Genomic DNA, 26,592 nt, shown 5'->3' with positions numbered 1-26,592 from the left:
TCCGGGAGATCGCCGGCGATCCGGCCATCCTGAACCGCCCACGCGCCCTGCGGAGAGATCATGCGTGACCGTGACGAAGCGGGCCGCCCCCGCAATGCACGCCCTCGCGACGAGTACGGCAGGCCGCTCCCCAAAGGCACAGAGGGAGTGCCCCGAGTGCCTGACGACTACGCCCCCTCCGCCGAGGAGGCGCTGGAGGAGGCCAGGAAACTGCTCGCGGCGGGCCGGCCGTTCCACGCCCACGAGGTGCTGGAGGCCCGTTGGAAGACCGCCCCGGCCGAGGAACGCGAGTTGTGGCAGGGGCTCGCGCAGATATGCGTGGGACTCACGCACATCCAGCGCGGCAACCTTTCCGGCGCCGCCGCCCTGCTGACCCGTGGATCCGCCCGGCTCGGCGCGTACGGCTCCACCCGGCCCTACGGGCTTGACCTGCGCGCCCTGGCCGTGCAGGCCGACGCGGTCACGACCGCCATCGACGAGGGGAACGCCGACGCCGGCTCCGCCGTCGCGGCCATCCTGGCCCGCCTGACCCCCGCCGAGTAGCGAAGCCGCTAGAGCAGCTTGTCGCGCGCGTAGGCGGCGGCCTCCGTACGGTTGCGGACGCCGATCTTGGCGAAGGCGTTGTTGATGTGTGTCTTGACCGTCGTCTCCGCGATGAAGAGGGCCGAGCCGATCTCCGCGTTGCTCAGACCCCCGGCGACGAGCCGCAGCACCTCGGTCTCCCGCACGGTCAGCCCGTCAGGACAGGCCGTGACCGGCGGCGGCGCGGCGCGGGACAGCGCGTCGACCAGGCGTCGGGACACCGCGGCCGAGAACGTCGACTGCCCGGAGGCGGCGGAGCGGAGGGCGGCGGCGATCTCGGCGCGCCCGGCGTCCTTGGTGAGATAGCCGCAGGCCCCGGCCAGCAGGGCGGAGTCCACCGACCGGTCGTCGTCATAGGTCGTCAGCACCACGACGGCCACCTCCGGATACTGTCGGGTGATCCGCCGGGTGGCCTCGACGCCGTCCATCACGGGCATGCGCAGGTCCATGAGCACGACGTCGGGACGCAGCTCGGCCACCAGGCTCAGGGCCTGTTCCCCGTCCCCGGCGTCGCCCACCACCTCCACGTGGTCGACCAGGCCCAGCAGCGCCACCAGGCCCTCACGCATGAGCTGCTGGTCGTCCACCACCAGCACCCTCATTCCGGCACCTCCGCCCGCACCTCCCACAGACCGCCCGCCGGGCCGGCGTCCAACGTCCCACCGGCGAGCGCCAGCCGCTCACGCATGCCCTGCAGGCCGTGCCCGGATGACACCGCGCGTCCGGCCTCCCACGGGTTGCGAACCACCAGCCGGACGGCGCCCTCGCCGTAGCCGAGCTCGACCGTGACCGGCTCGCCCGGGGCATGCCTGGCGGCATTGGTCAGCGCCTCACGCGCCGTACGCAGCAGGCAGACCTCCGCCGCCGGGGTGATCGGCCGCCGTGTGCCCGCCGTACGCAGCTCGGCGGGCACGTCGTGGTCCCTGCGGTGCTCGGCGACCAGCAGGCTCAGCGCGTCGGGCAGCGGCGGCACGTCCTCGCGCAGGGCCGCCACCGCCGAGCGCGCCTCGACCAGCCCCTCCCTGGCCAGAGCCCGCGACCTGCGGATGCGCACCACCGCTCCCGCCACGTCGCCCCGCTCGGTGAGCAGGGCCTCGGCGACCTCCAGTTGCACTCCCAAGGCGCCGAGGGAGTGCGCGAGCACGTCGTGGAGCTCCCTGGCGATGCGGGCCCGCTCGTCGAGCGCCATGGCCCTGGCCCGGTCCTGCTGGGCCCGGCGGTACTGGCGCCGATGCAACGCGAAAAGCACGGTGCACAGCACGACCGCGGCGCGGACCACGATCGCCGATCGCGGCCGCTCCCACCACAGCATGCCGCCCGCCATGAGCGCCAGGTCGGTCACGGTGACCGCGGCGATCGCCCCCATGCTCGGCGTCACGTGCGCCGCGAACAGCAGCAGCATCGCGAACACGAACACCGTTGGCGCCGCCTCGGCCGATCCCGACACCGACGCGGCGATCGCCGAACCGGCCGCGAGCAGGGCCACGGCGACTCGCGGGAAGCGGCGGTCGAGCAGCACGAAGGCCAGCCAGCACGCCATCGACGCGCAGAGCGCCGACCGAACCAGCGCCGGGGCGCGATCGGGCGACGCGGTCGCGAGCGACCAGGCGAGGACCAGGCTCATCAGCAGCCTGACCAACTGGCCGGTCTCGGGGTCGTCGGCCGCCAGGAGCCGCACGACCCGCCCCCACACCTCCCGCATCGCCTAGCGCGAGTCCGCCAAGGTCAGAATCATGTTCAACACGATAAGCCGGAAGGCCACGAAGCCGGCGATCACCAGTAGAGCCGCGATCACGATCGCGAGCAGGACCTTGCCGTTCATCTTCCCCCCGTTGGCGTCCAGGAGCCGGTTCAGCAGGTCGAGCCAGATGCGGCCCGACCCTCCGGTGCGTCTGTCCATGCCTGGGACGGTAGGGACGGGGCGGGGTGGAGCGGCACCTCCGAAGGGTGGAGAACGGGGTGGAGTGCTGGACCTCAGTCGCAGTCCTGGGTGCCCACGCGGACGACGGCGCCGCTGCCGTCCTTGGCGTCGGGCATGACCTCCTCCGCCGTGAGGGCGAAGCCCGTCTCCGCCTGGTCCGTCGCGGCGGCGAAGATCACTCCGAGCACCCGGCCTTCCGGGCTCAGCAGCGGCCCGCCCGAGTTGCCCGGCTGGACCTTGCCCCGGATGGCGTAGACCTCGCGCTCCACCTTGCGCTGGTTGTAGATGTCGTACGACTCGGCGCGCTGCTTGACCCTGATGCGCGCGGCGAGCGGCGTGAAGGGGTGTCCCTTGGGATAACCGGCGATGATCGCGCTGTCGCCCTTGTCTGCGGCCATGTCGAAGCGCAGGGCGTTGATCGGCAGGCCCTGCACGAACAGGACCGCGATGTCGCGCTCGGGGTTGTACAGGACGACCCGTGCGTCGTACTGGTTGCCCTCGTAGTCGGTCACGTGCAGCCCCTCGGTGACCCCGGCGACGACGTGGGCGTTGGTCATGATCCGCTGTCGTGCGTAGACGAACCCGGTCCCCTCGATGCGCTTGCGGCAGCTCGGGGCCGTGCCCTGCACCTTGACGATCGCCCTGCGGGCCCGGACGAGCGCGGGGCTTCCGTTGATCAGGCTCTGGTCCGGCGGCGGCACGTTCTGGCCGCCGATCGAGGTGATGACCTGCGGCCACTCCGATGTGCTGACGAAGTCCCTGAACTGCTTCTGCAGCGCCCCCACGCCGTCCGGGATGGCGTCGTCGACGCCCTGCCAGATCATCGAGCCGTTGATCTGGTCCTTGACCAGCGGCTGGCCGATGCTCATCGAGACCATCAGGGAGCCGATCAGCCAGGCGATGGCCAGAACCGACAGACCGCTGGCGACCGAGCCGCCGAACGCGTCGACCGCCTTGGCCGGCTCCCACGTGACGTGGCTACGGGCCATGGCGCCGAGGGTGGAGGACGCGAACTGCCCGATGGTGGCCGTCAGGAAGACGATGACGATGGCTAACAGGGCCCGCTCGATGTCGCCGCTGACGATCGCTCCGGCCAGAGGTGGCGCGATGAACAACCCCAGGATGGCGCCGCCGACGAATCCGAAGAAGCTGAAGGCCCCGATGATGAAGCCTTGCCGGTAGCCGGATACCGCGAAGGCCACCACCAGGCCGATCAGAATGAGATCCAGAAGATCGCCGCGCACGCTTTCCACGGTATAGCCACGCCATCCGTCGTGCGGGCGTCTGCCCGGGTCTCATCGCTGTCGCGCGGCCCCAGCAGGCCCCTCGAACCCGGGACGCTCAGCCCCGCGCGGCCAGGTTGACGACCTCCGGGGGGAGATCCTCGATCCGTGAGCGGTCCCAGGGGCGCTCGAACCCCGCCGCGGTCAGCACGCCGTCGAGCACACCGGCCGTGAACCCCCACACGAGCAGGCCGCGTACGCGGAACGCCACGGAGGGGCCGACGCCGCGCGGGTGGCGCAGCCGCAGCCGGTTGGCGGGGTCGACCAGCTCCGCGATCGGGACCCGCTCGACGATCTCGACCTCGTCGGGAGACGCGGCGTGCACGACACACGGCGTGTGCCACCAGGCGAGCACGGGTGTGACCCGGTTGTCGCTGCGCCAGACGTAGAGCTCGGGCATGGTCCCGACGACCTCGACGCCCGCGGGATCGAGCCCGGTCTCCTCCTGCGCCTCCCGCAGGGCCGCGCCGATCGGGCCGTCGTCGCCGGGGTCGACGCCGCCGCCGGGGAAGGCGGGCTGGCCGGCGTGCACCCGGCCCTTCGAACTGCGCTGGATCAGCAGGATGTCGGGCCCTTCGGGTCCCTCGCCGAACAGCAGCAGCACCGCCGCCGAGCGGCCGGCGCCGTTCGCGGGCGGCCGCAACGCGGTGGGAACAGGGCTGTGCGCGGCCTTCGCGGCCAACTCCGTCAGCCAAACGGGAGCCACGACCACCTCCATATCGTCACGCCGCATCGTCCCACCGCATCGTCACACGGGGCACGCGCGGGCCCAGGCGTGCCGTACAACCACGCGAGAGCGCGCGAGCTTCCCGATCACCGGGTGCTCACGAGAACGGGCCCGGCCGCACCAGCGCGCGCGCCTCGTCCGCGTCGGTGGGGCCGGTGCCGTACGACGGGCAGAGCGCGGCGAGGGGGCACACGCCGCAGGCGGGTTTTCTGGCGTGGCAGATGCGCCGGCCGTGCCAGATCAGCCGATGCGACAGCATTGTCCACTCGGACTTGGGGATCAGCTCGCCGACCTCGTGCTCGATCTTCACGGGATCGGTCTCGGCCGTCCAGCCGAAGCGCCTCGTCAGCCGCTGGAAGTGCGTGTCGACGGTGATGCCGGGGACGCCGAAGGCGTTGCCGAGCACGACGTTCGCGGTCTTGCGGCCCACGCCGGGGAGCTTGACGAGGTCGGCCAGCTTGCCCGGGACCTCCCCCTTGTGGTGCTCGCAGAGGGCCTGCGCCATCCCGATGATGCTGTTGGCCTTCGCCCGGAAGAACCCGGTGGACCTGATGATCTCCTCGAGTTCGGCGCGGTCGGCCCCGGCGTAGTCGGCCGCGGTCCGGTACTTCGCGAAGAGCACCGGCGTGACCATGTTGACTCTCTTGTCGGTGCACTGGGCCGAGAGGATCGTGGCGACCAGCAACTCCAGGGGGTTGCCGAAGTCGAGTTCGCAGTGGGCGTCGGGGTAGGTCTCGGCCAGGATCCGGTTGATGCGCCGCGCCCGCCGTACGAGTCCCAGACGGGTCTCGGCCTGGCGCTGACGCCGCCGCGGAGCGGCCGTGTTCGTCGCCATGCCGCAAGCGTAGGGCCTCGGGCGAGCGCCCACCTCACGGTCGGCCCGGCCCGTATCCACGCTTCCGGCGTCCGCCGGCCATTCCCGTCCTGCGGGAGGTCACCTTGTCATACATGCCACATATGCAGCCTGTATTTGCCAATTTGTCCCTACACGGCGCAATACACTGTGCCCGTAGGGGGACGACCGGCTACCCGAGCCGGTCGGGCACGCGATGGGCGTCAGGATAGGTTTCCGCCAAGATTGTGTTGTTTCGTCACAGACGGCCCACGACTGCGAGCCGGGACAGCGCCCATGCGACGTAACGGGACACCCCGTAAGCCGCTGTGCAGGGCGTGCGTCACAATGGCTAGCACGGAGCCGGCGACCGAGCGCGCCCGCAGCAAGGAGGCACCGTGAGCACCGAGGAAGTACTGAGCAAGGCGCCGCTGTTCTCCGCGCTCGACCGCGAGAGCGCCGCGGCTCTGCGCGCGAGCATCACCGAGGTGGAGCTGCCCAAGGGCCGCACCCTCTTCAGCGAGAACGAGACCGGCGACCGGCTCTACGTGGTGCTCGAAGGCAAGATCAAGCTGGCGCGCACCGCCCCTGACGGCCGGGAGAACCTGCTGAGCGTGCTCGGCCCCGGCGAGATGTTCGGCGAGCTGTCGCTGTTCGACCCCCGCCCGCGTACGGCCTCGGCGATCGCGCTGACCGACGTGCGCCTGGCCGGGCTAGGCCACGACGACCTGCGGCCGTGGCTGACCGGCCGGCCCGAGGTCGCCCTTCACCTGCTGCGCGCACTGGCCCAGCGGTTGCGCCGGACGAACGACGTGCTCGCGGACCTCGTCTTCACCGACGTCCCCGGCCGGGTCGCCAAGCAGCTCCTCGACCTGGCCGACCGTTTCGGGCAGAAGACCGACGACGGCATCCGGGTGCACCACGACCTCACCCAGGAGGAGCTCGCCCAGCTCGTGGGCGCCTCTCGGGAGACGGTCAACAAGGCCCTGGCCGACTTCGCCCAGCGCGGCTGGCTGCGCATCGAGGCCAAGGCCGTAGTGATCATGGACAGGGAGCGGCTCTACAACCGCTCTCGCTAGAGCGTCTTGAGATAGTTGAGCTGAGCCGCCACCGACATCTCGGCGGCCGGCCACAGCGACCTGTCCACCTCGGCGTAGACCATCTCCACGATGTCGCGCGCGTCCCTGGCGCCCCTGCGGATCGCCTCGCGGATCTGCTCCAGCCGCTCACGCCGGTGGGCGATGTACGCGTCGAGCACCCCGGACGGGTCGGGCAGGACGGGCCCGTGACCCGGCAGCAGGGCCGCGGCCTCCAGCATCTCCGCGCCCCGCCTGAGCCTGTCGAGGCTGCGCAGGTAGTCGCCGAGGTCCCCGTCGGGCGCGATCACGGTCGTTCCCCGGCCGAGGACGGTGTCACCGGTCAGCATCGCCCGGTCGCCGGGCAGCCAGAAGCACAGCGAGTCGAACGAGTGCCCGGGCGTGCCGACGACCCGCACCTCCACGTCGCCCGCCGTCACCACGTCGCCGTCGGCCAGGCCCTCCTCGCCCAGGCGGTGGCGGGGGTCGAGCGCCCGCACCGGCGCGCCGAGCATCCGCGCGAGCGTCCCCGCGCCCTCGCTGTGGTCGGGGTGGCCGTGCGTGAGCAGGACGGCGCTCACCCGGCGGCCGTCCACCCGCTCGGCGACCCGCCGCAGGTGCGCCTCGTCGTCCGGGCCGGGATCGACGACCAGTACGGCCCGCTCCCCTCCGATGATCCACGTGTTGGTGCCGTCGAGGGTCATCGGTGACGGATTCGGCGCCAGCACGTTCACCGCTGTCGCCGTGCCGGAACCGTCCGGGCCTTCCACCGGTATGCGCAGGCCGCTCACTCGCCCGCCTCTCCTGTCTCGGGGATCGTCTCGGAAATCGTCCCGGGGATCGCCTCGGTGATCACCTGGGGGATCATCAGCACCATCCGCCCGTCCACCTCGGCGGGCTCCGGCTGGACGGTCGTGATCGACCGGGGGCAGGCGAACACGTCGCCGATCGACTCGAACGCCGCCATCTCGGTCAGTGTCCGGAAGGTGGGCGGCAGCATGCGCGCCGTTCCCGCCCTCGCGGCGGCCAGCGCGTCCCGCGGCCGCATCCAGGCCACCCCGGACGCCTCGCCGCCCACGTCACGCGTACGCTGCCCGGACGGCAGCGCCGCGACGAAGAAGCGGGTGTCGAAGCGCCGGGGCTCCACGACCGGCGTGATCCAGTGCGCCCACGCCTTGAGCAGGTCGGACCTGAGCACGAGACCGCGCCGGTCGAGGAACTCGGCGAACGACAGCGTGCGCGCGATCAGCGCGAGGCGGTCGGCCTCCCAGCCGGCCCCGGTCGTGTCCGTCACCACCGTGTCCGCGCTCGGCCCGGCCAGGAGCACGCCCGACTCCTCGAACGTCTCGCGTACGGCGGCGCAGACGAGGCCCCGGGCCGTGCTCTCGCCGGCCCGGAAGACCTCGCCCCACTCGGCCGGCGGCGGGCCCGCCCAGGCCACGGTGTGGTCGGCGTCCCGTGGGTCGACCGACCCACCGGGGAACACGTAGGCGCCGGCGGCGAAGGCCATCGTGGCCTTGCGCCTGAGGAGATACACCTCCAGAGGGTCGTCACGCAGCAGCACCACCGTGGCCGCGTCCCTGGCGGGGACGGGAGCCAGGCGGCCGGCGAGGATCTCCCGCGCCCGCTCGCCGACCTCGCCGGGCAGCGGAAACCCCATGAGGCCCTCCAGAACAACGATCGGTTCGCACCGGTCCTCATGCTCCCCCACGCCTTCGCCGGGCCGCAAACCCCGGTCCCGGAGAGCCGGACGGTCAGCGGACCTCCGCGATGACCTCCACCTCGACCGGCGCGTCGAGCGGGAGGACCGCCACGCCGACCGCGCTCCTCGCGTGCCTGCCCGCCTCGCCGAACACCTCGCCGAGCAGTTCGCTGGCGCCGTTGACGACCTGCGGCTGCCCGGTGAAGCCGGGAGCGCTCGCGACGTATCCGACCACCTTCACGATCCGCACGACCTGCGACAGGTCGCCCACCAGCGCCTTGATCGCCGCCAGGGCGTTGACCGCGCAGATGCGCGCCTGTTCCTTGGCCTCCTCGGCCGACACCTCCGCGCCGACCTTGCCGGTGACGCCCAGCTCGCCCTTCACGAGCGGAAGCTGGCCCGAGGTGTAGACGTAATCGCCCGTCCGTACGGCGGGCACGTACGCGGCGAGCGGGGGCACGACCTCGGGCAGCGTGAGCCCGAGCTCGGCGAGCCGCTCCTCCGGGGTCGCCATCACTTGGGCCGCTTCATGTAGGCGACCAACTGCTCGGGGTTGGGCCCCGGGATGACCGAGACGAGTTCCCACCCGTCTTCGCCCCAATTGTCCAGAATTTGCTTCGTAGCGTGCGTGAGCAGCGGCACGGTGACGTATTCCCACTTGGTCATGGGCAAAGGCTATCGAGGCACGGCCCGCCAGGAGTGGTCAGGAACGCCGTACGGCCCCGCCGCGGGCGGGCACGGCGAACGTCGGGCCCCGGCGGCCCGGCCGCGGTCCCCGGCACGATCCCCGGCACGCGCGTTCGCTGACCTCCCGTTGACGAACCTCACCGGATCGGCTCGCAAGCCGTACCTCGGGTTACGGCGGGGGACGACCCCCGCGTATCGGCAGGTAACCCTTGGGTAGCCTTCCTCACGTGGGCGCGTGGAGCAGGCACGCCGACGCGGAGGAGGCACGGTGAGTCAGCCGACCAGCAGTCGCGGCGGGAGCGACGGGGGAACCCGGGACACCGACTGGGACGGCGTGCGCCTGCACGTGGTGAGCGGCAAGGGCGGCACCGGGAAGACGACCGTCGCCGCCGCGCTCGCGCTGGCCCTGGCGGCGGGCGGGCGCAAGGTGCTGCTCGTCGAGGTCGAAGGCCGGCAGGGCATCGCCCAGGCGTTCGACCTGCCGCCGCTGCCGTACGAGGAGCGCAAGATCGCCGTGGCGCCCGGCGGCGGGGACGTGTACGCGCTGGCCATCGACCCCGAAGAGGCCATGCTCGACTACCTCGAGATGTTCTACGGCATCAAGCGCGTGGGCAAGGCGCTGACCCGCATGGGTGTGGTCGACTTCGCCACGACCATCGCCCCCGGCCTGCGGGACGTCCTGGTCACGGGCAAGACCACCGAGGCCGTACGGCGCCGCGACAAGCTGGGCCGCAGGGTGTACGACGCGATCGTCATGGACGCGCCCCCGACCGGCCGGATCGCCCGATTCCTGAACGTGACGCAGGAGGTCGCCGGGCTGGCCCGGGTCGGGCCCATCAAGAACCACGCCGATCTCGTGCGGGGTGTCCTCGCCTCCCCGGAGACGGCGGTCCACTTCGTGACGCTCCTGGAGGAGATGCCCGTCCAGGAGACGCTGGACGGCATCGAGGAACTGCGCACGACGGGCCTGCCGGTCGGCGGCGTGTTCGTCAACATGGTGCGCCCCGCCGGGCTGCCCGAGGGGGTGCTGGAGGCGGCCGTCCAGGGCCGGTTCGACTCCGCCGAGCTCGCGCTCGGCCTGAAGGCGGCCGGGCTGACGGACGCAACGGCCGACGCCTCCGCGGTCGCCGAGGCTCTCGCGCACGAGGTGACCGAGCACGCCCTGCGGACCGAGCTGGAAAAGCGCGAGCGCGTCACGCTGGAGGAGGCGGCGGTGCCGCGGTACGACCTGCCGCTGCTGCCCGACGGCGCCGACCTGGCCGGGCTCTACGAGCTGGCCGACGCCCTGCGCGCCCAGAGTGTGGCGTGAGCGGTGCGCGGCCCGAGCAGTGCCCGGCCCGAGCAGTGCGCGGGCAGAGTGTGGCGTGAGCAGTGCGCGGCGTGACCAGGGCCTGCGGCGTGACTTCCGATCGAGTGAGAGGCTGAGCTGTGACCAGGACGGCGCCCGCGCTGGACATTGACGCGATCTTGGATGATCCCGGCACTCGGATCATCGTCTGCTGTGGCTCGGGCGGTGTCGGCAAGACCACGACGGCCGCGGCCCTCGGGTTGCGCGCCGCCGAACGGGGCCGCTCCGTGGTCGTCCTGACCGTGGACCCCGCCAGGCGGCTGGCCCAGGCGATGGGCCTGACCGAGCTCGACAACACCCCCAGGCGCGTGCACGGCGTCGACGGCGCAGAAAAGGCCGGCGGCGAGCTGCACGCGATGATGCTCGACATGAAGCGGACCTTCGACGAGATCATCGAGGCCCACGCCGACCCCGAGCGCGCCCAGCAGATCCTGACGAACCCCTTCTATCAGTCGTTGTCGTCCAGCTTCTCCGGCACGCAGGAGTACATGGCCATGGAGAAGCTGGGCCAGCTGCGCCGCTCGAACGAGTGGGACCTGATCGTGGTGGACACCCCCCCGTCGCGGTCGGCGCTCGACTTCCTCGACGCCCCCGAGCGTCTCGGCCGTTTCCTGGACGGAAGGCTGATCCGCATCCTCACGGCACCGGCCAAGGCCGGCGGTCGCGGCGCGTTCAAGCTGCTCAACGCAGGTTTCGGGATGGTCGCGGGCATCCTGACCAAGGTGCTCGGGGCTCAGGTGCTCAGGGACATCCAGATGTTCGTCACCGCGCTCGACGCGGTGTTCGGCGGGTTCCGCCAGCGCGCCGAGCAGACGTACCGGCTGCTCCAGGCACCCGGCACGGCGTTCCTCGTCGTCGCCGCGCCGGAGCGCGACGCGATGCGAGAGGCGTCCTACTTCGTGGAGCGGCTGGCCGACGAGCGCATGCCGCTGGCCGGCCTCGTCGTCAACCGCGTACACCGGCCGCTGGCGCCGTCGCTGTCGGCGGCGCGCAGCTCCGCCGCCGCCGAGGATCTGGACGTCAGGGGCGAGCACGAGCTCACCGCGGCCGTGCTGCGGCTGCACGCCGGAAGGATGCAGCTCGCCTCCCGGGAGCAGCGCCAGCAGGAGCACTTCACCTCGGCCCATCCGACGGTGCCCATCGCACAGGTGCCCGCGATGCCCGAGGACGTGCACGATCTGGCGGGACTGCGCCAGATCGGGCAACTCCTCGCGTCCTGAAGACCGGCCGCCCGGCTGAGCTCCTCGGAACCGCGTCGCCCGGCTGGACGGCGGGAAACCCGTCGCCCGGCTGGGCTCCTGGCGATCGGTCGCCCGGCTGGGTTTCCGGACACGTGTCGTCCGGCGTCCCGCTACGCCGCGGGACGCCGCGCCGGGGTCAGCCGGCGATCAGCTCGTTGGTCCGCTCGTACTCTTCCTTGGCGGACTCCAGCAGGTCGCGCCAGGACTCCACATCTGGCCTGCGCCTGAGCAGCGCACGCCGTTCCCTCTCGGTCATCCCGCCCCACACCCCGAACTCGATGCGGTTGTCCAGCGCATCGGCGAGGCATTCGGTGCGGACGGGGCACCCACGACAGATGAGTTTGGCCCGGTTCTGGGCGGCGCCTTGCACGAAGAGTGCGTCAGGATCCGCACCTCGGCAGGCGGCACGGGAGGTCCAATCCGTGATCCACATGTTCGACCCCACTCCCCTTAGGTGGTCAGTCGTCGTTTCGGCCGACGGGCGCGGGCGTCGGGCCTCCTGGTTGCAGTAGCCGCAGAGGAGAAAGTACGCAAGGAAACGATCGAACCGACATACCCCGGGGGGACCAAATTCGTGCATGGTCATGTCAGGCCATGTGGCCGGGAATGACTAGTCCCCCCCTCGGCGGGGTAATGCGGACCCGTGAGGTCGATGCCGGGAGAGTCACCAAACGGACGTACCCTTGGATCCGTGCAAGCACAAGGCAAAACTCTGGCATCCCGGACAGGTGCGGCCCTGCGCCTCGTCGGCGCCGCGGGCGTCGCTGGAGTGCTGGCGGCGGCGATTGCACTACCCGCCGTAGGCGGGGCCGGTGTGACGGTCAAGTCGAGTATCGAGACTCTGAGCCTCAAGCCGGCGGACCTCAACGAGCCGCCGCTGCCCGAGAAGACGGTCCTGCTCGACGCGGACGGCAAGCAGATCGCCCAGTTCTACTTCGAGAACCGGGAATCGGTCCCGATGGACCGCATCGCGCCGATCATGCGTCAGGCGATCGTGGCGATCGAAGACTTCCGCTTCTACGAGCACGGGCCTCTCGACGTCGAGGGCACGACTCGCGCGCTGGTGAGGAACATCACCACGGGTGGGGTGACCCAGGGCGGCTCGTCCATCACCCAGCAGTACGTGAAGCAGGTCCTGTTCAACAAGGCGGAGACCGACGAGGAGAAGGCCGCCGCCGTCGCGCCGACCGTCGGGCGCAAGCTCAACGAGATCCGCTACGCGATGTCGATGGAGCAGAAGTACTCCAAGGACGAGATCCTCAACCGCTATCTCAACATCGCCTACTTCGGCGCCAGTGCGTACGGCATCGAAGCGGCGTCCAAGCGGTTCTTCGGCAAGCACGCCTCCGAGCTGAACCTCGCCGAGGCGGCGACGCTGGCGGGAGCCGTCCAGGACCCGAACGCCACCGACCCCAACCGGGGCAAGACGTTCCGGGACCGGCTGCTGGCCCGGCGCAACGTCGTGCTCGACCGCATGCAGGAGCTGCACATCATCACCGAGGCCGAGCGCGACGCGGCCAAGAAGAAGAAGCTGGGGTGGAAGGACAAGGAGATCCCCGGCGGCTGCGAGGAGAGCGACTACCCGTACTTCTGCCTGTACGTGCGCAACGAGATCCTCAACGACGCGCAGTTCGGCAAGACCAAGAAGGCCCGACAGGACTTCCTGGCCCGCGGCGGCCTGACGATCCGCACCACGCTGGACCGGAAGATGCAGAAGGCCGCCGAAACGGCGATCAAGAAGTACGTCCACCCGTCCGACAAGCCGGTCGCCTCCGAGGCTCTGGTCGAACCGGGCACGGGTGCCATCAGGGCGATGGCCGCCAGCCGGAAGTTCGGCACCAGCAAGAAGAAGAACGAGATGTCGATCAACGTCGTGGCCGACGCGCTGCACGGCGGCGGCGCGGGCTTCCAGGCAGGATCGACCTTCAAGGTGTTCACGCTGATCACCGCCCTGAAGGAGGGGTGGAAGATCAACGACGGCATCAGCACCGGCGCGACCTTCCAGGCCAGCGGTCCCTCGGCCTTCAAGGACTGCGACGGCAACCTGGTCGGTGACCCCCGGGGCATCCAGCACAACTCCGAGGGCGGCAGCGGCGGGTTCCTGACCCTGCAGACCGGCACCTTGAAGTCGGTGAACACCTTCTTCATGGCCTTGGAGCAGAGGGTGGGGCTCTGCGATGTCGTGAAGACCGCCAAGGACTTCGGCATCAAGCGGGCCGACGGCGCGAAACTGCGCGAGTTCCAGACGTTCACGCTCGGCTTCAACGAGATGGACCCGGTGACCGTGGCCAGCGCGTACGCGGCCATCGCGGCGCGCGGGAAGTACTGCAAGCCCATGGCGATCACGGAGATCACCGACCGCTACAACAAGGTGACCTCGTTCAAGCCGTCCTGCAAGCAGGCCGTCGAGGCCGAGATCGCGGACGCCGCCACCTACATCATGTCGGGCGTGTTCACCAAGGGCACCATGTCGGCCGTCGGCGGCATCGGCAGGGACGCCGCCGGCAAGACCGGTACCGGCGACCAGTCCCGCACCGTCTGGTTCGCCGGGTTCACTCCCGACCTCGCGGGCGCGGTCAGCCTCGGCGACCCGCGCGGCCCGATGCGGTATCCGCTCCCTGGACAGGTGATGGCAGGCCGGACGTACGGCTCGGTCTTCGGCGCCACCGTGCCCGGTCCGATCTGGAAGGCGACCTTCCTGTCGGCGCTCAAGGGCGTCGAGGCCTCGTCGTTCGTAAAGCCGGACATGTCCAGGTTCGGCGGCTGCGCCCACCAGTGCGCGCCCCCGCCGAAGCCCAAGGTCGACCGGGGCGATGGCGACGGCCCCGGAGGCGGTTTCGACTTCCCGGGCGGTGGCCGTGGTGGCCGTGGCGGTGGTCACGGCGGCGGCCGGGGTGGTGGTCCCGGCGACGCGCCGTTCAACCCCTTCGGGTGATCCTCTCCGATGGGCCGCTCCTCTCACGGGGAGCGGCCCATCGGCCTTTCCGGTCCCGGCCGGCCTTTCCGGTCCCGGCCGGACGCCCTCTGCCGTCAGGCGGACAGACGGGCGCGTACGGCCTGGGCGACCCGGCCGCCCTCGGCGCGGCCCGCGACCTTCGGGTTCAGGACCTTCATGACCTGACCCATGGCCTTGGGGCCCTGCGCGCCGCTCTCGGCGATCGCCTCGTCGACGAGCGCGTGCAGCTCGTCGTCACTCAGCTGGGCGGGGAGGTACTCCTCCAGGACCGCCTGCTCGTCCAGCTCCGCCTGGGCCTGCTCGGCCCGCCCGGCACCCGCGAACGCCTCGGACGCCTCCCGGCGCTTCTTGGCCTCGCGGGTCAGCACCTTGACGACCTCGTCGTCGGCGAGCTCGCGGGCCTGCTTGCCCGCGACCTCCTCGACGTTGATGGCGGCCAGAGCCATCCGGATCGTCCGGACCCGCACCTCGTCACGCGCCTTCATCGAGGCCGCGAGGTCGGCCTTCAGCTTGTCCTTCAACGCACTCATGCGTCCATCTTGCCGTGCCCCCGCTCCGGTCTTCGCCAGGTTATGCGGGAGGCGGGCCGTGCGTCGGGCATCATGGCTGTGTGAGGAAAGCAGCCGCGATTCCCCTGTCCATCCTCGGCCTCGGCGTCGCCGGTGTCGGCTACGCCGCCGTGATCGAGCGCAACTGGTTCCGGCTGCGCCGGTTCGACGTCCCCGTCCTGGCTCCGGGCCAGCGGCCGGTCCGGATCCTGCAGATCTCCGACCTGCATCTCACGCCCGGGCGCCACCGGCTGATCAAGTGGGTGCGTTCGCTGGCCTCGCTCGATCCCGACCTCGTCGTGAACACCGGCGACACCCTGGCGCACCCCGACGCCGTCGCGTCGTACATGTACGCCGTGGAGCCGCTGCTCGACCGGCCGGGCCTGTTCGTCTACGGCTCCAACGACCTCTACGCTCCCCGGCCGAAGAACCCCGCGCGTTACCTGTGGCGTACGTCCAAGGGGGACTCCCGGCAGCACGTGCCGAACCTGCCCTGGGCCGAGCTGGGCGCCGCGATGCGGGAGGCCGGCTGGCTGGACATGAACAACACGACGGCCCGTCTCAAGGTGGCCGACCTCGATGTCCACGTGGGCGGCATCCACGACTCCCACATCGACCGGGACCGCTACGACGAGATCGCGGGGCCGGCCCCCGCCGACGCCGACCTGCGGCTCGGCGTCATGCACTCGCCCGAGCCGCGCAACATGACCCGCTTCGCGCAGGACGGCTACCAGGTGCTGCTGGCGGGACACACTCACGGCGGACAGCTCTGCATCCCCTTCTACGGCGCCCTGGTGACCAACTGCGGCATCGACCGCGCCCGCGTCAAGGGGCTGAGCAGGCACGAGAGCGCCTGGCTGCACGTCTCGGCCGGCCTCGGCACCTCGCCGTACGCGCCCGCGCGGTTCGCCTGCCCGCCCGAGGCGACCCTGCTGACGCTCGTCCCCCGCCGCCCCGTCGTGCCGGATGACACAAGCAGCCGCAAAGTCCGCTAGACTTGCCGAGGCACAGAGCAAAAGCCTGAGCCACCGGGGTGTAGCGCAGCTTGGCAGCGCGCTTCGTTCGGGACGAAGAGGCCGTGGGTTCAAATCCCGCCACCCCGACCCAGAAGTACCAGCTGAGAGGCCGGTTCCGAAGATCGGAACCGGCCTTCTGCATTGCTGAGTGACTAACTGAGTGACTACGGCTTCGGAGGGTACGGATCTCCCAACCGAGGCCACTCCCAGTGGAACCACTCTCGGGGCAGAATCTCACGCATGGCGTTGACGGCCTCAGGTGTGCGCCCATGGATCCTGAGACCGGCTCGACTCCATGGCCGATGCCAAGGCCCACTCAGATGCTCGTACTCATCTGGGATGGAGTGGAACCGGTCAAGGGAGACGATCACGTCCTCCCCGACGTACCAGCGGCTCGCTGGGGCGCATTCCATATGCCCAATGGGCAGTGGCGGAAGCGCCAAAGGCGTGAATATGCGCTCCACATCGGCGATTTCGTTTTCGAGCAGCTCCCCATACATCTCCCGAGCGCCATCCAGGCAGGCGGATTCGACGAGCATCATCTCAATACAGGCAGTGGACAACCGTTCGGACCACGCGATCCCACCCTGATGCTCGTCATGATCGCAGTCGGAGGACTGCACTGTAGGCGGATCGTCCATGTCGAGGTCCGCCACTCGTATGTACCGCTCCCAGACGCCCTGATTCTCGTGCTGATAGGGCAGCAGGCCGCTATCTTCGTCCACGCGGAGCTCGTCCGGGTGCTGCAGGAAATGCAGAGTGCCGCAAAGATCCGCACGCTTGCCGAAGAGCATGTACGCCTCGCGCAATGCGGCCGGGAGCTTGAGGCCCAACCGCTGCTCAACGGCGTTCAGCTCCTCCTCGGTGTAACCGTCGCCATCCCTGAGAGGAGTCATCCAGGCTTCCGCGAAGCGCCGTATGAAGATCCAAGCACTGTCCTTGTCTCGCACACCAGCGGCGAGATCGGTTGCGAGATCGAATCGTTCGGACACGGGCGTGATCATACAAAGCGCAGACGAGGGGCCATTCAGAGCAATCAGAATGGCCCCTCGTCTGCGGAAACTCACGATCAGGTGTCGAAGATGCGATCCATGGCCACGGCCCCTGCCTGAAGTACCGGACGGATCTGCTTGCGGTAAACGGCCTCAGTGACGGCAGTGCTGCTGTGGCCGACGAGCCGGGAGATCTCCTCCAGGGGGAGGCCGTTGTTCTCCTGCCACCTCTCCCCCGCGGCTTCTCTCTCCCTTTCCTGCTGTTCTTTTTGTCGCTGCACGTTTTCCGCGCTGAGGTCCCGGAGCTTTCGAGCGCCCAGAGCGGGAATGATGTGGGTATTACACCGGATCGCGCAGGCGGCGACGGTGCCCTTGTCGCGTCCATTGAGCCCGTAGGCCGGCCAGTCATTCACCGCGCGCTCCACCGTGTAATCCGCCGGAGCGATGGCGAGGCCGTCTTCGTAGTCGCGTCGTCAGGGGCGTCAGGAGAAGGGCACACCCTTTCGTGCCGGCGCTCATCCCTCGGCCATCTCTGCCGCGGCGGTGGCCGCAGGGTCTGGTTGCTGGCAGGGCACCGGCCGCAAAGCATTAGGCACGTACATGCACCAGGCGTGGGTGTCACCCCACACCCGACCGGCGTTGTAGCGCAGGAGGTATGCCCACCCCGGCTCTCCCCCAGGTCTGCGGACCAGCGCCCGGGCCAGCAGCGTCGCGAACCGCACGATGCCGTCGTCGCACAAAACCTCAGCACACAGGCGAATGCTCTCCTGCACCTCGCCCAGGAGCACAACAGCAGGCGGAAGCGCAGGACGCGGAAGCGGCGGCCGCGACCCCCGGTGGCGAACCGAGCAGGACGTCGAGCATGCTCCAGAGAGCTTTAGGTGGTCGAAGTAGGGCGCCGGCAGGCGGTTCCGCGATGGTGCAGGACGGCTAGCATCCGCCACCTTTCCTATACGATCCGAGTGGTCGTCAGCATGCAGCAGCGTTGCGTCCGATGTCAACAGGTTCGCGAAGAAAGGGACCTCACGTCACGATGGTCGACGAAGCGTCGATCGCACGGGGCCGTGAGGCCAGGACGTGCTGGAAAGTCCTCAAAACCGGCTTCCGGCGATCACTGGAGGACTTCCCCACAGTGCTACGCACCGTGACCAAACTGGAGGTCTTCCGACTGTACGGCCCGTACTGAAACACCAACCAAAATGGTTTTGGGGAGTCCTCCTGATGTCGCTACGGATCGAGCCTGGCTCCCGCGCCACGATCGACGTCCTGGCGCGGGAGCTGGGGGTCTCGCAGACGCCGATCCGAGACGCTCTCAACCACATGGAGGCGGAGGGCCCGGTCGTGCGTGTGCCTCATGCCGGCTATCGCATTCCCCCCAGATCACCCGTCAGCGATTCGAGGACAGGCTTGAGCTCCGCCTGCTCCTGGGCCGGCGGCGCGCAGATCCGCCGAACGCGCATAGCCCCAGCAGGTGGCCGGTCTGCGGCGGATACTGGAGGAGATGGCGGAGCTGGAGGGGCAACGGGATCAGGGCCTACGGCGCCTTCGGGCTGCGCGACGCCGCTTTCAGGATCTCGTCGCCCTGAGCGCGGAGAACCAGGTCATCCGCGAAGCGCTCGCTCGCCTGCACACGCACGTGCACCTGTTCCGGCTTCTCCACGACACCCAGGTCACCCACCTGGCCATGGCCGAGCACGAAGAAGTCGTGACCGCGATCGCCGCGCGTGACCCCGACGCCGCCTACGCCATGCGCCGGCACATCCTGCTGTCCGGCGAGCGGTTCTGGCGCTTGTTCGACGAGGTTAAGGACACGGACAAAATGGCGGTAAAGGCTTGACGGGCGGGCCGGGCCGAGGAATGCTAACGCAACCGGATCGGATCGGATCGGATCAATCTCACCCGCCCATTTGCGAGGAGAAGCAGGTGCCCAGAGCGCTACTCCTTACCGGCGATGCCGCCGAGGAGCTCGACACCATGTATCCCTACTATCGCGTGCAGGAGGGCGGCTGGGACGTCGACGTCTCGTCACGGACGTTGCGTGACGTTCAGCTGGTCATCCACGAGTTCGACCCCAACTCCGACGCCTACGTGGAGAAGAACGGCCGGAAGTTGCCGGTCGACGTGCCCTGGGCCGAGGTAGACGTCGAGCGCTATGACGCCCTCATCATTCCTGGGGGACGTGCCCCCGAGTGGATCCGGGTCGACCCCGACGTCAGGCGCATCACCGAGCACTTCTTCGCGCGCAACCTCCCGATCGCGCTGGTGTGCCACGGCGCGCAGGTGCCGGCTGTGTACGGGCTGCTGAAGGGCCGGAAGACGGCGTGCTTCCCCCCCATCACCGGTGACATGGAGAACGCGGGCGCGACGGTCATCGACGCTCCCGACGTGGTGGACGGAAACCTTGTCTCCTGCCGCGGCTGGCCCGACATGCCGCAGTTCGGCAGGGTGATGATGGAGGTCTTCTCGAAGTCCGTCAACTCCGCATCGACATGAGCACACCTGGCCTGTCTCGGTGACGGCACTTCGGACCGTCACAGTCGACGGCTCCCCCGTCCACGTCATGGAGAGCGGCACCGGGCCCGCGGTGCTGATGCTGCACGGCTCCGGACCCGGTACGACCGGATCCGGCGCCTGGGCGGCGACCGCACAGGCGCCGGCGACCGGCGCATGATGCAGGCGGTGGCGCAGGTCGGCCAATGGCTCGGGCTCGGCGGCTCGATCGTGGCCAACCTGTTCAACCCGCGACTGATCGTCATCGGGGGCTACTTCGCCTCAGTGGCCGAGTGGCTGCTGCCCCACGCGCAGGATCAGCTGCAGCGGCTCGTGGTGGCCGCCCCCGCCGCCCAGTACCGATTCGTCGCCTTCACGCTCGGCTTCGGCGCCGCTTCCCGCGGCGCCGCGAGCATGGTGGTCAACCGAATCATCGACGATCCGACAACGATCATGGATTCACTACCCCGGCCGACAGCCTACTGACGGCCCCACAGACCTGGAGGCGGCACCTCTCCAGCAACCCCCCGTATCCGCAACCAACGCCAACAAGCGGCAACAAGCGCGGCGGCGCGCGCCTTGCCTGACGTCCCCCCGGTCAGGAAAGGGTTTCCCATGTCACCACGTCATCGAACGTGGGCCAGGCTGCTCGACGCAGCCCTGCCAGAAAACGGACGACGCCCGAGACGTCGCACCGCGACCACGATGGCCTTAGGCCTCATCGCCCCTTTCATCACGCTCCTCGCGACGCCGGTGAGCGCCCAGGCCCCCACGGCGGCTGAGCCCGCTTCCAGCGCTGCGGCGGCGTTGCTGCAGCCGTCCGCGTCTGCCGCCAAGGCCGCACCACCAGACGCCGGCTTCAAGGTACTCGTGGTGCGCAGCACCCAGGACGCGGTGTCGTCGGCCGGCCTGGCCGCGATCCGGGATGCGGCCAAAACCGGTGATTTCACGGTCGTGGCGCCCGGGCCCGCTGACGTGGGCGACCATTTCACGAAGAAGAAGCTGGAGCAGTACCGCGCGGTCGTGTTCTTGGACACGGGTCACGCGAGCCCGCTCACGGACGCGCAACGCGCGAACTTCGAGAGCTACTTCCGCGGCGGCGGCGGCTTCGTCGGCGTCGGCTCGGCGGTCGAGACCGACGAGTCCTGGTCGTTCCTGACTGACCTCCTGGGGACGCGTGCGTCCGGCAGGACCGACGTGCAGTCGGGTGACGTGAAGGTCGCCGACCGCGTCCACGACGCGACCAAGGATCTGCCGCAGATCTGGTCGCGGACCGACAGCTGGTACAACTTCACGAAGAACGTCCGCGGTGTGTCACACGTCCTCGACACCGTCGTCGAGGACCCGTTCGGGCCGCAGCCGCAGGGCGCCAACCTCGACGGGATCGCCGGGGGCACGATGGGCGCCGATCACCCGGTCTCGTGGTGTAAGGACTTCCAGGGCGGCCGCTCGTTCTACACCGGCCTGGGCAACACGGCCGCGAGCTTCGACGCCGGCCTCACCAAGCACCTCAAGGGCGCGATCGGCTGGGCCGCGGGCCAGGCCGACCCGGTCTACAGCGATTGCGGCGCGACCGTGCTGGCCAACTACCAGCAGACGAAGATCGGCTCGCCGCCGAACCTGCAGGAGCCGATCGGCTTCGACCAGCTGCCGGACGGCCGCGTTCTGCAGACGGACCGCCTCGGCTCGCTGCGCATGCACGACTCGACCACGGGCGTCACCACGGTCGTCGCCAACTTCGCCGACCCGAGCCTGCCGATGACGCAGCAGATCTACTCCGCCGGCGAGGACGGGCTCTATGGCCCGGCGGTCGACGCCGACTTCGCGACCAACAAGTGGGTCTACCTCTACTACTCGCCGAAGGAGGTCACCGACGTCAAGCTGAGCGACGGATCGGTCGTCACCCAGATCACGCCGAACACCACCCCGCCGAACGTGGCGGCGTCCAAGACCGCGTGGGATCCGTACGTGGGCTATTTCCAGCTCAGCCGCTTCAAGTTCGTCGACGCCACCGACAGCACGCCGGCGCACCTCGACATGAGCTCCGAGCAGCAGATCATGCGCGTGCCGGTCAACCGCCAGGAGTGCTGCCACGTCGGGGGCGACATCGACTTCGACAAGCACGGCAACCTCTGGATGGTCACCGGCGATGACACGCCCGCGGGCGGCATCAACGGCGGCGGCTACGGGCCGTACAACTCGCAGAAGACCGACGAGCAGCAGACCGTGCGCGTCACCAACGCGACGGGCGGCACGTTCACGCTGACCTTCGAGGGCCAGACGACGGAGCCGATCGCGTGGAACGCGGATCGTGATGCGATCGACGCGGCGCTCGAGGCGCTCTCGAACATCGAGGCGGATGAGATCCAGACCAGTGGCGGCCCGGTCAACACGTCGAACGTCAACGTGTTCTTCCGCCGCGGCAAGCAGCAGTCCGATCAGCCGCAGATCACCGCCGACGGCGCCGGCCTGACCGGCACCGCCACGCCGGCGATCGCCACCAACACGGCGCAGGCGGGCGGCTGGTATCAGCGGCTCACCGGTGACTCGCGCCGCAGCGCGCTGAACACCAACGACCTGCGCGGCAAGGTGCTGCGGATCAAGGTCAAGGACGGCGACATCTCCGCCGCCGACGCCAACAAGGTCGACTTCGGCTCCGGCAAGGGTGCCTACTCGATCCCGTCGGGCAACCTGTTCCCGCTGGTCGCGGGCGCGCCGCAGGAGAAGACGCGGCCGGAGGTCTACGCGATGGGTTTCCGCAACCCGTTCCGGATCCAGGTCGACGAGAACGACGTGGCCTACATCGGCGACTACTCGCCCGACGCCCAGACACCGCAGCGCTCGCACGGCCCGGCGGGCACCGGTCGCTACGAGATCGTGCGCAAGCCGTCCAACTACGGCTGGCCGACGTGCTACAAGCGTGACCTCGCGCACTATCAGTGGAACTTCCACGAGTTCGCGCCCGGCACCACCACCGCGGGCACGCCGCTGAACAACCCGCCTCAGAAGTTCGACTGCGACGGGCCGACGCAGCGCAACGACTCGCTGTGGAACATTGAGGGCGGTCCGACGGTCGAGCCGGGCCTGAGGGACGTCCCGCCGGTCACCGACCCGGACATCTGGTACTCCTACCGCGACAACAACCCGAGCGCGCCGCTCGGCACCCCGTGCGAGGCCTACTACGCGCCGACCCCGGGCCCGATCGCGCCCGGCTCGACGACCGAATGCCCGCGGCTGTTCCCCGAGCTCTACACCGGCGGCGTCGGTCCGCACGGGGTCACGAAGTACCACTACGACCCGGAGAACCCGAACCCAAACAAGTTCCCGCCGTACTACGACGACTCGGTGATCATCAGCGAGTGGACGCAGGACACGCTGCGCGAGGTCAAGCTCGACAAGCAGAACAACCACGTCCAGAAGATCAACAACTTCCTGGACTGCGGCAGTCGTGCGAACGCCGGGGCAGGCAGGTTCCGGTTCGAGTGCGACAACCCGATGGACTTGCAGTTCGGTTCTGACGGCGCGTTCTACCTGCTGACCTACGGCAACGGGTTCAACGTCATCAGCCCCGACGCGGGCATGTACAAGTGGGAGTACGTCAAGGGCAGGCGCGCGCCGAAGGCCGTGCTCACCACGGACCGCACCGACGGCTCAACGCCGCTGACCGTGAACTTCTCCAGCGCCGGCTCGCTGGATGAGGATCCCGGCGACTCGATCCGCTACGAGTGGAACTTCGGCGACGGCTCGGCGATCGAGACCGACCCGAACCCGACACACACCTACACGCAGTCCGGCCGCTACACGGCCGTGCTGACCGTGCTCGACTCGTCCGGCAAGAAAACCTCGACCAGCACCGTGATCACCGTGGGTAACACGAGCCCGACGGTGGTCGTCAATACGCCGGTGGAGGGCGGGACGTTCGCGTTCGGCGACGACATCCCGTTCTCGGTCACGGTCACCGACCCCGAGGACGGGACGGTGAATTGCTCCGAGGTGCAGGTGACGTTCGTGCTCGGTCACGACGCGCACGGCCACGCCGAGGAGTCCGTCAACGGCTGCTCGGGCGTGCTCCACACGGAGGCCGACGACGTCTCACACGGCGGCACCGTCTTAGGCGTGGTCCAGGCGCGCTACACCGACCACGGCGGTCCCGGCGGCGTCCCACCGCTGACCACGACCGGCCAGCACCAGATCCGCCAGAAGCACCAGGAGGTGGAGTTCGTCGTCAACCAGTCCGGCACCAACACGGCGACCAACACCGACGGCGGCGCCGGCGTGCACCGCGGCAGCCTGGGCTCGGGCGACTGGCTCCAGCTCAACGGCCCATTCAACCTGACCAACATCGATTCGATCATGTTCCGCGTGGCGGACGCGGCGACCGGCCGCACGCCTGGGTCGCCGCTGGCGGCGATCGAGGTCCGTCAGGACTCGATCACCGGGCCGATCCTGACGACGGCCAACCTCGTGTCCACCGGCGGGACGGGAACCTGGACAAGCCAGACGTTCCCAGTCTCGATGTCCGGGACGCATGAGCTGTTCCTGGTGTTCCGCTCGGTCACGGGTGGCGCCACGGGCGGCAACCTGTTCAACCTCAACTGGGCCGAGTTCGTCGGCACCGGCATCGGCACCTAAGGAACCCGCCCGTGCCGACGAACCCGGGTTCGTCGGCACGGGCATCGGCACCCAATGAACCCGCCCGTATAGCGGCAAGAAAGAGAAGACATTCATGCGAAGAAGATTTCGCACATCGGCAGTGGCCGCCTTCCTGACGGGGGCCGCACTCATACCCGCGGCACCGTCGTGGGCAGAGGAAACGACACCGCCGACGATCAACGTGGCGACGCTGTCGCCCTCCGCGCCGACCGGCCAGAACAACTGGTACACCGGCCCGGTGACGCTGAACGTGTCGGCGACCGACGACGTCGGCATCGCCAAGTTCCAGTACTCGCTCAACGGCGGCGCCGCCTACATCGACGTGCCCGTCGAGGGGGCGCCGGCGTCGGCCACTGCGTCGGCGGTGATCACGCAGGAGGGCAACACCAGCGTCCGGTACCGCGCGGTCGACACGGCCGGAAACGTCGCGGCGTTCCGCTCGATCTCGGTCCGGATCGACACGCGCGCGCCGGCTGCATCGTACCCGGCGATCACCGACGGTCACGTCGGTCACGTCGCCACACTCATCCCGACGCGCACGGACCCCGCCCCCGGCTCGGGCGGAGTGGCTGTGCTGAACATGTACCTCGACGGCAAGCTGGTCCCGCCGTTGCCGGTGCAGACCTCCGACCTGTCGCTCGGCGTGCACACGCTCGCGGTGCATCTCTCTGACGCTGCTTCCAACAGCGCGAAGTACACGCAGACGTTCATCGTGACGACATCGTTCGCGGACATCGGCACGCTGATCACCCGGTTCGTGACCGCCGGCAGCGTCCCGGCGGAGGTCGGCGCGGCGCTCCAAGCCAAGCTCGACCAGGCGAAGGCGCTCGCCGACGCCGGTTCGGCCAAGCGCGCGAGCCAGGTCCTGCACGAGTTCGTCTCGATCGCCGGCGACCAGATCGCGCCCGGCTCGGCCCGCAGCACACTCGTGGGCGATGCGCGTTACCTGATCGACCAGCTCAACGGCCGGCTCGCGCCGGAGCCCGCGACGGGCCTCAAGTCTGAGCCCGCGGAGGGCCCGAAGTTCATCCCGGACCCGGTGCTCGCCCCGCTCCCGCACAACCCGGACGCCGACTACAACGTCCTGGTCTTCTCCAGGACGACGGGCTTCCGGCACGACCACATCCCGCACACCGTGGCCGCGATCCAGAAGCTCGGCATCGCGCACAACTTCAACGTCGACGTCTACGACCCGCAGCTCCCGACCGTCACGCTGCCCACGAGCCCGTTCCTGAGCCTCGACACGCTCAAGCAGTACGACACGATCGTTTTCGAGTCCAACGTCGGGCACCCGGGCCCGCTCAATCCGATCACCGAGCAGCCGAACTTCGAGGCCTACATGCACCAGGGCGGCGGCTATGTCGGCATCCACGGCGCCGCCGACTCGTTCGAGATCGGCACCTGGCCGTGGTACGGCGACCTCGTCGGTGGGTTCTTCACCAACCATCCGAACGGCCAGAACGGGTTCGGCCAGTGCGGCAGCTGCATCCACACCGAGGTGGTGACCGAGGACAACACGCACCCGGCGACCGCGCATCTCCCTGACCGGTGGATGACGGTCGACGAGCTCTACAACTTCGACCGCAACATGCGGGCCGACGTGCACACGCTGCTGAGCCTCAACGAGGACAGCTACCAGCGCAGCCTCAACAGCGGCAACGCGGCCACCAACCCGCTGCGGCTGATGAACGGCGACCACCCGATCGCGTGGTGCCAGAACTGGGGCGGTGGCAAGGCGTTCTCGAACATCCTCGGCCACTTCCGGACGCAGTACTACGACGACTCGTTCATGCGGATCATCCTCGGCGGGATCGAGACGACCGCCGACCGCAAGGGCGCCAACTGCTCGTCCTACCGTGAGACCAGCCTGCTGATCGAGGCCGACCGAGCGGCCGGGCTGCTGACCGCGGCCGCCGCGGACGCCGCCGATGCCGCCCTGGACATCGCGCGGGACAGCTACCTGGCAACCAACTACACCACCGCCATCCCGGCGCTGAACTCGATCGTCGACCTGGCGAACGACAAGGCCTCCGGCGACGCCGCGGCGCGTTCCGAGCTCGCGCGGCAGGCGCGCGAGCTGCGGGAGTGGATGCAGAACCTCAACCGCCGCTGACCCGTTGACGCGGCGGGGGCGGTGGATCGCCGCTCCCGCCGCGCTGACGCTGGAGCGCCGCCTTCATGACCTCCGGCCCGCCGCCTGGGCGTGCCGACCACCTGGGGGAGGTGCTGGGCGACGTCGGCCGTCTGCACCGGGCCGGTGTTGAGATCCTCGCCGGGACGGACGCGAACGCTGAGTCGTCCGCGCCGCTGCCCGTGCCCCACGGCGAGAGCCTGCATCACGAGTTCGAGCTGATGGCGCGGGCCGGAATGACGCCGGTGGAGATCCTGCGCTCGGCGACCGTGCCGCCCGCCCGCGCCTTCGGCCTGGCCGACCGGGGCGTGTCCGGATGAGGATGGTCAGACCCCGGCGCCGAGCGCGCACAGCACGCGATCGGCACCGGGGAGGGATGTACCGCGGATCCGCGGTTACGTCGAGAC

General features: G+C 69.6%; 27 protein-coding genes, 1 tRNA gene and 1 pseudogene. 15 read left to right on the top strand and 14 right to left on the bottom strand.

Translation table 11 applies throughout. From position 1 onward, the window contains the following. Positions 1 to 156: 156 nt before the first annotated feature. Entirely contained in the window at positions 157 to 543 is a 387-nt protein-coding gene (locus ACQPZZ_RS03020; protein WP_432928711.1) for a DUF309 domain-containing protein, read from the top strand. An 8-nt stretch (positions 544 to 551) separates the two neighbouring features. On the opposite strand, the gene ACQPZZ_RS03015 is transcribed toward ACQPZZ_RS03020, so the two are convergent. The 6 genes from ACQPZZ_RS03015 to nth form a co-directional block, all read right to left on the bottom strand. Next, the gene (locus tag ACQPZZ_RS03015) at positions 552 to 1,184 is read right to left on the bottom strand and encodes a response regulator (protein WP_432928709.1); all 633 of its coding nucleotides are present in this window, start codon (positions 1,182 to 1,184) and stop codon (positions 552 to 554) included. Continuing rightward, entirely contained in the window at positions 1,181 to 2,284 is a 1,104-nt protein-coding gene (locus ACQPZZ_RS03010) for a sensor histidine kinase (protein ID WP_432928707.1), read from the bottom strand. The genes ACQPZZ_RS03015 and ACQPZZ_RS03010 overlap by 4 nt, the downstream gene beginning before the upstream one ends. Positions 2,285 to 2,287: 3 nt before the next feature. Continuing rightward, complete coding sequence (locus ACQPZZ_RS03005; protein ID WP_432928705.1) at positions 2,288 to 2,482, bottom strand: hypothetical protein; 195 nt, start codon at positions 2,480 to 2,482, stop codon at positions 2,288 to 2,290. Positions 2,483 to 2,556: 74 nt separating this feature from the next. Further along, the gene (locus tag ACQPZZ_RS03000) at positions 2,557 to 3,747 is read right to left on the bottom strand and encodes a MarP family serine protease (RefSeq protein ID WP_432928703.1); all 1,191 of its coding nucleotides are present in this window, start codon (positions 3,745 to 3,747) and stop codon (positions 2,557 to 2,559) included. Positions 3,748 to 3,844: 97 nt separating this feature from the next. Continuing rightward, a complete protein-coding gene (locus ACQPZZ_RS02995; RefSeq protein WP_432934262.1) occupies positions 3,845 to 4,504 on the bottom strand; it encodes an NUDIX hydrolase in 660 nt (219 codons plus the stop codon). A gap of 106 nt (positions 4,505 to 4,610) precedes the next feature. After that, positions 4,611 to 5,348 carry an endonuclease III gene (gene nth / locus ACQPZZ_RS02990; RefSeq protein ID WP_363634896.1) on the bottom strand — a complete coding sequence of 246 codons (738 nt, stop codon included), beginning with the start codon at positions 5,346 to 5,348 and terminating at the stop codon, positions 4,611 to 4,613. A 395-nt stretch (positions 5,349 to 5,743) separates the two neighbouring features. Between nth and ACQPZZ_RS02985 the strand changes: the two genes are divergently transcribed. After that, positions 5,744 to 6,424: a Crp/Fnr family transcriptional regulator gene (locus ACQPZZ_RS02985; protein WP_169949820.1), complete on the top strand. Its 681-nt coding sequence runs from the start codon at positions 5,744 to 5,746 to the stop codon at positions 6,422 to 6,424. Here the strand turns inward: ACQPZZ_RS02985 and ACQPZZ_RS02980 are convergent. From ACQPZZ_RS02980 to ACQPZZ_RS02965, 4 genes are all read right to left on the bottom strand, one after another. Then, positions 6,421 to 7,212: an MBL fold metallo-hydrolase gene (locus ACQPZZ_RS02980; protein ID WP_432928700.1), complete on the bottom strand. Its 792-nt coding sequence runs from the start codon at positions 7,210 to 7,212 to the stop codon at positions 6,421 to 6,423. The genes ACQPZZ_RS02985 and ACQPZZ_RS02980 overlap by 4 nt on opposite strands. Then, complete coding sequence (locus ACQPZZ_RS02975) at positions 7,209 to 8,081, bottom strand: NUDIX hydrolase (RefSeq protein WP_432928698.1); 873 nt, start codon at positions 8,079 to 8,081, stop codon at positions 7,209 to 7,211. The genes ACQPZZ_RS02980 and ACQPZZ_RS02975 overlap by 4 nt, the downstream gene beginning before the upstream one ends. A gap of 94 nt (positions 8,082 to 8,175) precedes the next feature. After that, positions 8,176 to 8,637, bottom strand: a complete 462-nt coding sequence (locus ACQPZZ_RS02970) for a RidA family protein (protein WP_432928696.1) — start codon at positions 8,635 to 8,637, stop codon at positions 8,176 to 8,178. After that, positions 8,637 to 8,789, bottom strand: coding sequence for a DUF4177 domain-containing protein (locus ACQPZZ_RS02965; protein WP_076440089.1), 153 nt, complete (start codon positions 8,787 to 8,789; stop codon positions 8,637 to 8,639). Before ACQPZZ_RS02965 ends, ACQPZZ_RS02970 begins: the two co-directional genes overlap by 1 nt. A gap of 289 nt (positions 8,790 to 9,078) precedes the next feature. Here ACQPZZ_RS02965 and ACQPZZ_RS02960 point away from each other — a divergent pair, with 289 nt between their 5' ends. Continuing rightward, the gene (locus ACQPZZ_RS02960; protein WP_363634905.1) at positions 9,079 to 10,119 is read left to right on the top strand and encodes an ArsA family ATPase; all 1,041 of its coding nucleotides are present in this window, start codon (positions 9,079 to 9,081) and stop codon (positions 10,117 to 10,119) included. 119 nt (positions 10,120 to 10,238) lie between these two features. Continuing rightward, entirely contained in the window at positions 10,239 to 11,378 is a 1,140-nt protein-coding gene (locus ACQPZZ_RS02955) for an ArsA family ATPase (RefSeq protein WP_432928693.1), read from the top strand. A 157-nt stretch (positions 11,379 to 11,535) separates the two neighbouring features. On the opposite strand, the gene ACQPZZ_RS02950 is transcribed toward ACQPZZ_RS02955, so the two are convergent. Continuing rightward, positions 11,536 to 11,832 carry a WhiB family transcriptional regulator gene (locus ACQPZZ_RS02950; RefSeq protein ID WP_030506755.1) on the bottom strand — a complete coding sequence of 99 codons (297 nt, stop codon included), beginning with the start codon at positions 11,830 to 11,832 and terminating at the stop codon, positions 11,536 to 11,538. A 381-nt stretch (positions 11,833 to 12,213) separates the two neighbouring features. Here ACQPZZ_RS02950 and ACQPZZ_RS02945 point away from each other — a divergent pair, with 381 nt between their 5' ends. After that, the gene (locus tag ACQPZZ_RS02945; protein ID WP_432928691.1) at positions 12,214 to 14,334 is read left to right on the top strand and encodes a transglycosylase domain-containing protein; all 2,121 of its coding nucleotides are present in this window, start codon (positions 12,214 to 12,216) and stop codon (positions 14,332 to 14,334) included. Positions 14,335 to 14,429: 95 nt separating this feature from the next. Here ACQPZZ_RS02945 and ACQPZZ_RS02940 read toward each other — a convergent pair whose 3' ends face one another. Beyond that, the gene (locus ACQPZZ_RS02940; RefSeq protein WP_363634912.1) at positions 14,430 to 14,885 is read right to left on the bottom strand and encodes a GatB/YqeY domain-containing protein; all 456 of its coding nucleotides are present in this window, start codon (positions 14,883 to 14,885) and stop codon (positions 14,430 to 14,432) included. 80 nt (positions 14,886 to 14,965) lie between these two features. Here ACQPZZ_RS02940 and ACQPZZ_RS02935 point away from each other — a divergent pair, with 80 nt between their 5' ends. Continuing rightward, positions 14,966 to 15,898 carry a metallophosphoesterase gene (locus ACQPZZ_RS02935; protein WP_432928689.1) on the top strand — a complete coding sequence of 311 codons (933 nt, stop codon included), beginning with the start codon at positions 14,966 to 14,968 and terminating at the stop codon, positions 15,896 to 15,898. 34 nt (positions 15,899 to 15,932) lie between these two features. Further along, positions 15,933 to 16,006 (top strand) — tRNA-Pro (locus tag ACQPZZ_RS02930). Positions 16,007 to 16,083: 77 nt separating this feature from the next. Here the strand turns inward: ACQPZZ_RS02930 and ACQPZZ_RS02925 are convergent. Both ACQPZZ_RS02925 and ACQPZZ_RS02920 read right to left on the bottom strand, forming a co-directional pair. After that, positions 16,084 to 16,911, bottom strand: a complete 828-nt coding sequence (locus ACQPZZ_RS02925) for an SMI1/KNR4 family protein (RefSeq protein WP_432928687.1) — start codon at positions 16,909 to 16,911, stop codon at positions 16,084 to 16,086. Between the two features lie 77 nt (positions 16,912 to 16,988). Next, the gene (locus ACQPZZ_RS02920; RefSeq protein WP_432928685.1) at positions 16,989 to 17,336 is read right to left on the bottom strand and encodes a hypothetical protein; all 348 of its coding nucleotides are present in this window, start codon (positions 17,334 to 17,336) and stop codon (positions 16,989 to 16,991) included. A 796-nt stretch (positions 17,337 to 18,132) separates the two neighbouring features. Here ACQPZZ_RS02920 and ACQPZZ_RS02915 point away from each other — a divergent pair. The 8 genes and pseudogenes from ACQPZZ_RS02915 to ACQPZZ_RS02880 all read left to right on the top strand — a co-directional run. Then, a pseudogene (locus tag ACQPZZ_RS02915) lies at positions 18,133 to 18,270 on the top strand (GntR family transcriptional regulator); the annotation flags it as partial. Between the two features lie 112 nt (positions 18,271 to 18,382). After that, positions 18,383 to 18,748: an FCD domain-containing protein gene (locus ACQPZZ_RS02910; RefSeq protein WP_432928683.1), complete on the top strand. Its 366-nt coding sequence runs from the start codon at positions 18,383 to 18,385 to the stop codon at positions 18,746 to 18,748. Between the two features lie 86 nt (positions 18,749 to 18,834). Next, positions 18,835 to 19,404: a DJ-1/PfpI family protein gene (locus ACQPZZ_RS02905; protein WP_432928681.1), complete on the top strand. Its 570-nt coding sequence runs from the start codon at positions 18,835 to 18,837 to the stop codon at positions 19,402 to 19,404. Between the two features lie 19 nt (positions 19,405 to 19,423). Then, positions 19,424 to 19,582: a hypothetical protein gene (locus ACQPZZ_RS02900; RefSeq protein WP_432928679.1), complete on the top strand. Its 159-nt coding sequence runs from the start codon at positions 19,424 to 19,426 to the stop codon at positions 19,580 to 19,582. An 8-nt stretch (positions 19,583 to 19,590) separates the two neighbouring features. Then, positions 19,591 to 19,887 carry a hypothetical protein gene (locus ACQPZZ_RS02895; RefSeq protein ID WP_432928677.1) on the top strand — a complete coding sequence of 99 codons (297 nt, stop codon included), beginning with the start codon at positions 19,591 to 19,593 and terminating at the stop codon, positions 19,885 to 19,887. Positions 19,888 to 20,106: 219 nt separating this feature from the next. Further along, a complete protein-coding gene (locus ACQPZZ_RS02890) occupies positions 20,107 to 24,033 on the top strand; it encodes a ThuA domain-containing protein (protein ID WP_432928675.1) in 3,927 nt (1,308 codons plus the stop codon). Positions 24,034 to 24,235: 202 nt separating this feature from the next. Further along, positions 24,236 to 26,167, top strand: a complete 1,932-nt coding sequence (locus ACQPZZ_RS02885) for a ThuA domain-containing protein (protein WP_432928673.1) — start codon at positions 24,236 to 24,238, stop codon at positions 26,165 to 26,167. 65 nt (positions 26,168 to 26,232) lie between these two features. Beyond that, positions 26,233 to 26,505 carry an amidohydrolase family protein gene (locus ACQPZZ_RS02880; protein WP_432928671.1) on the top strand — a complete coding sequence of 91 codons (273 nt, stop codon included), beginning with the start codon at positions 26,233 to 26,235 and terminating at the stop codon, positions 26,503 to 26,505. Positions 26,506 to 26,592 lie beyond the last annotated feature (87 nt).

The sequence above is a fragment of the Microbispora sp. CA-135349 genome (assembly GCF_050947365.1).
Classification (GTDB): Bacteria; Actinomycetota; Actinomycetes; order Streptosporangiales; family Streptosporangiaceae; genus Microbispora.
This window is presented reverse-complemented; position numbering and strand designations above follow the sequence as displayed.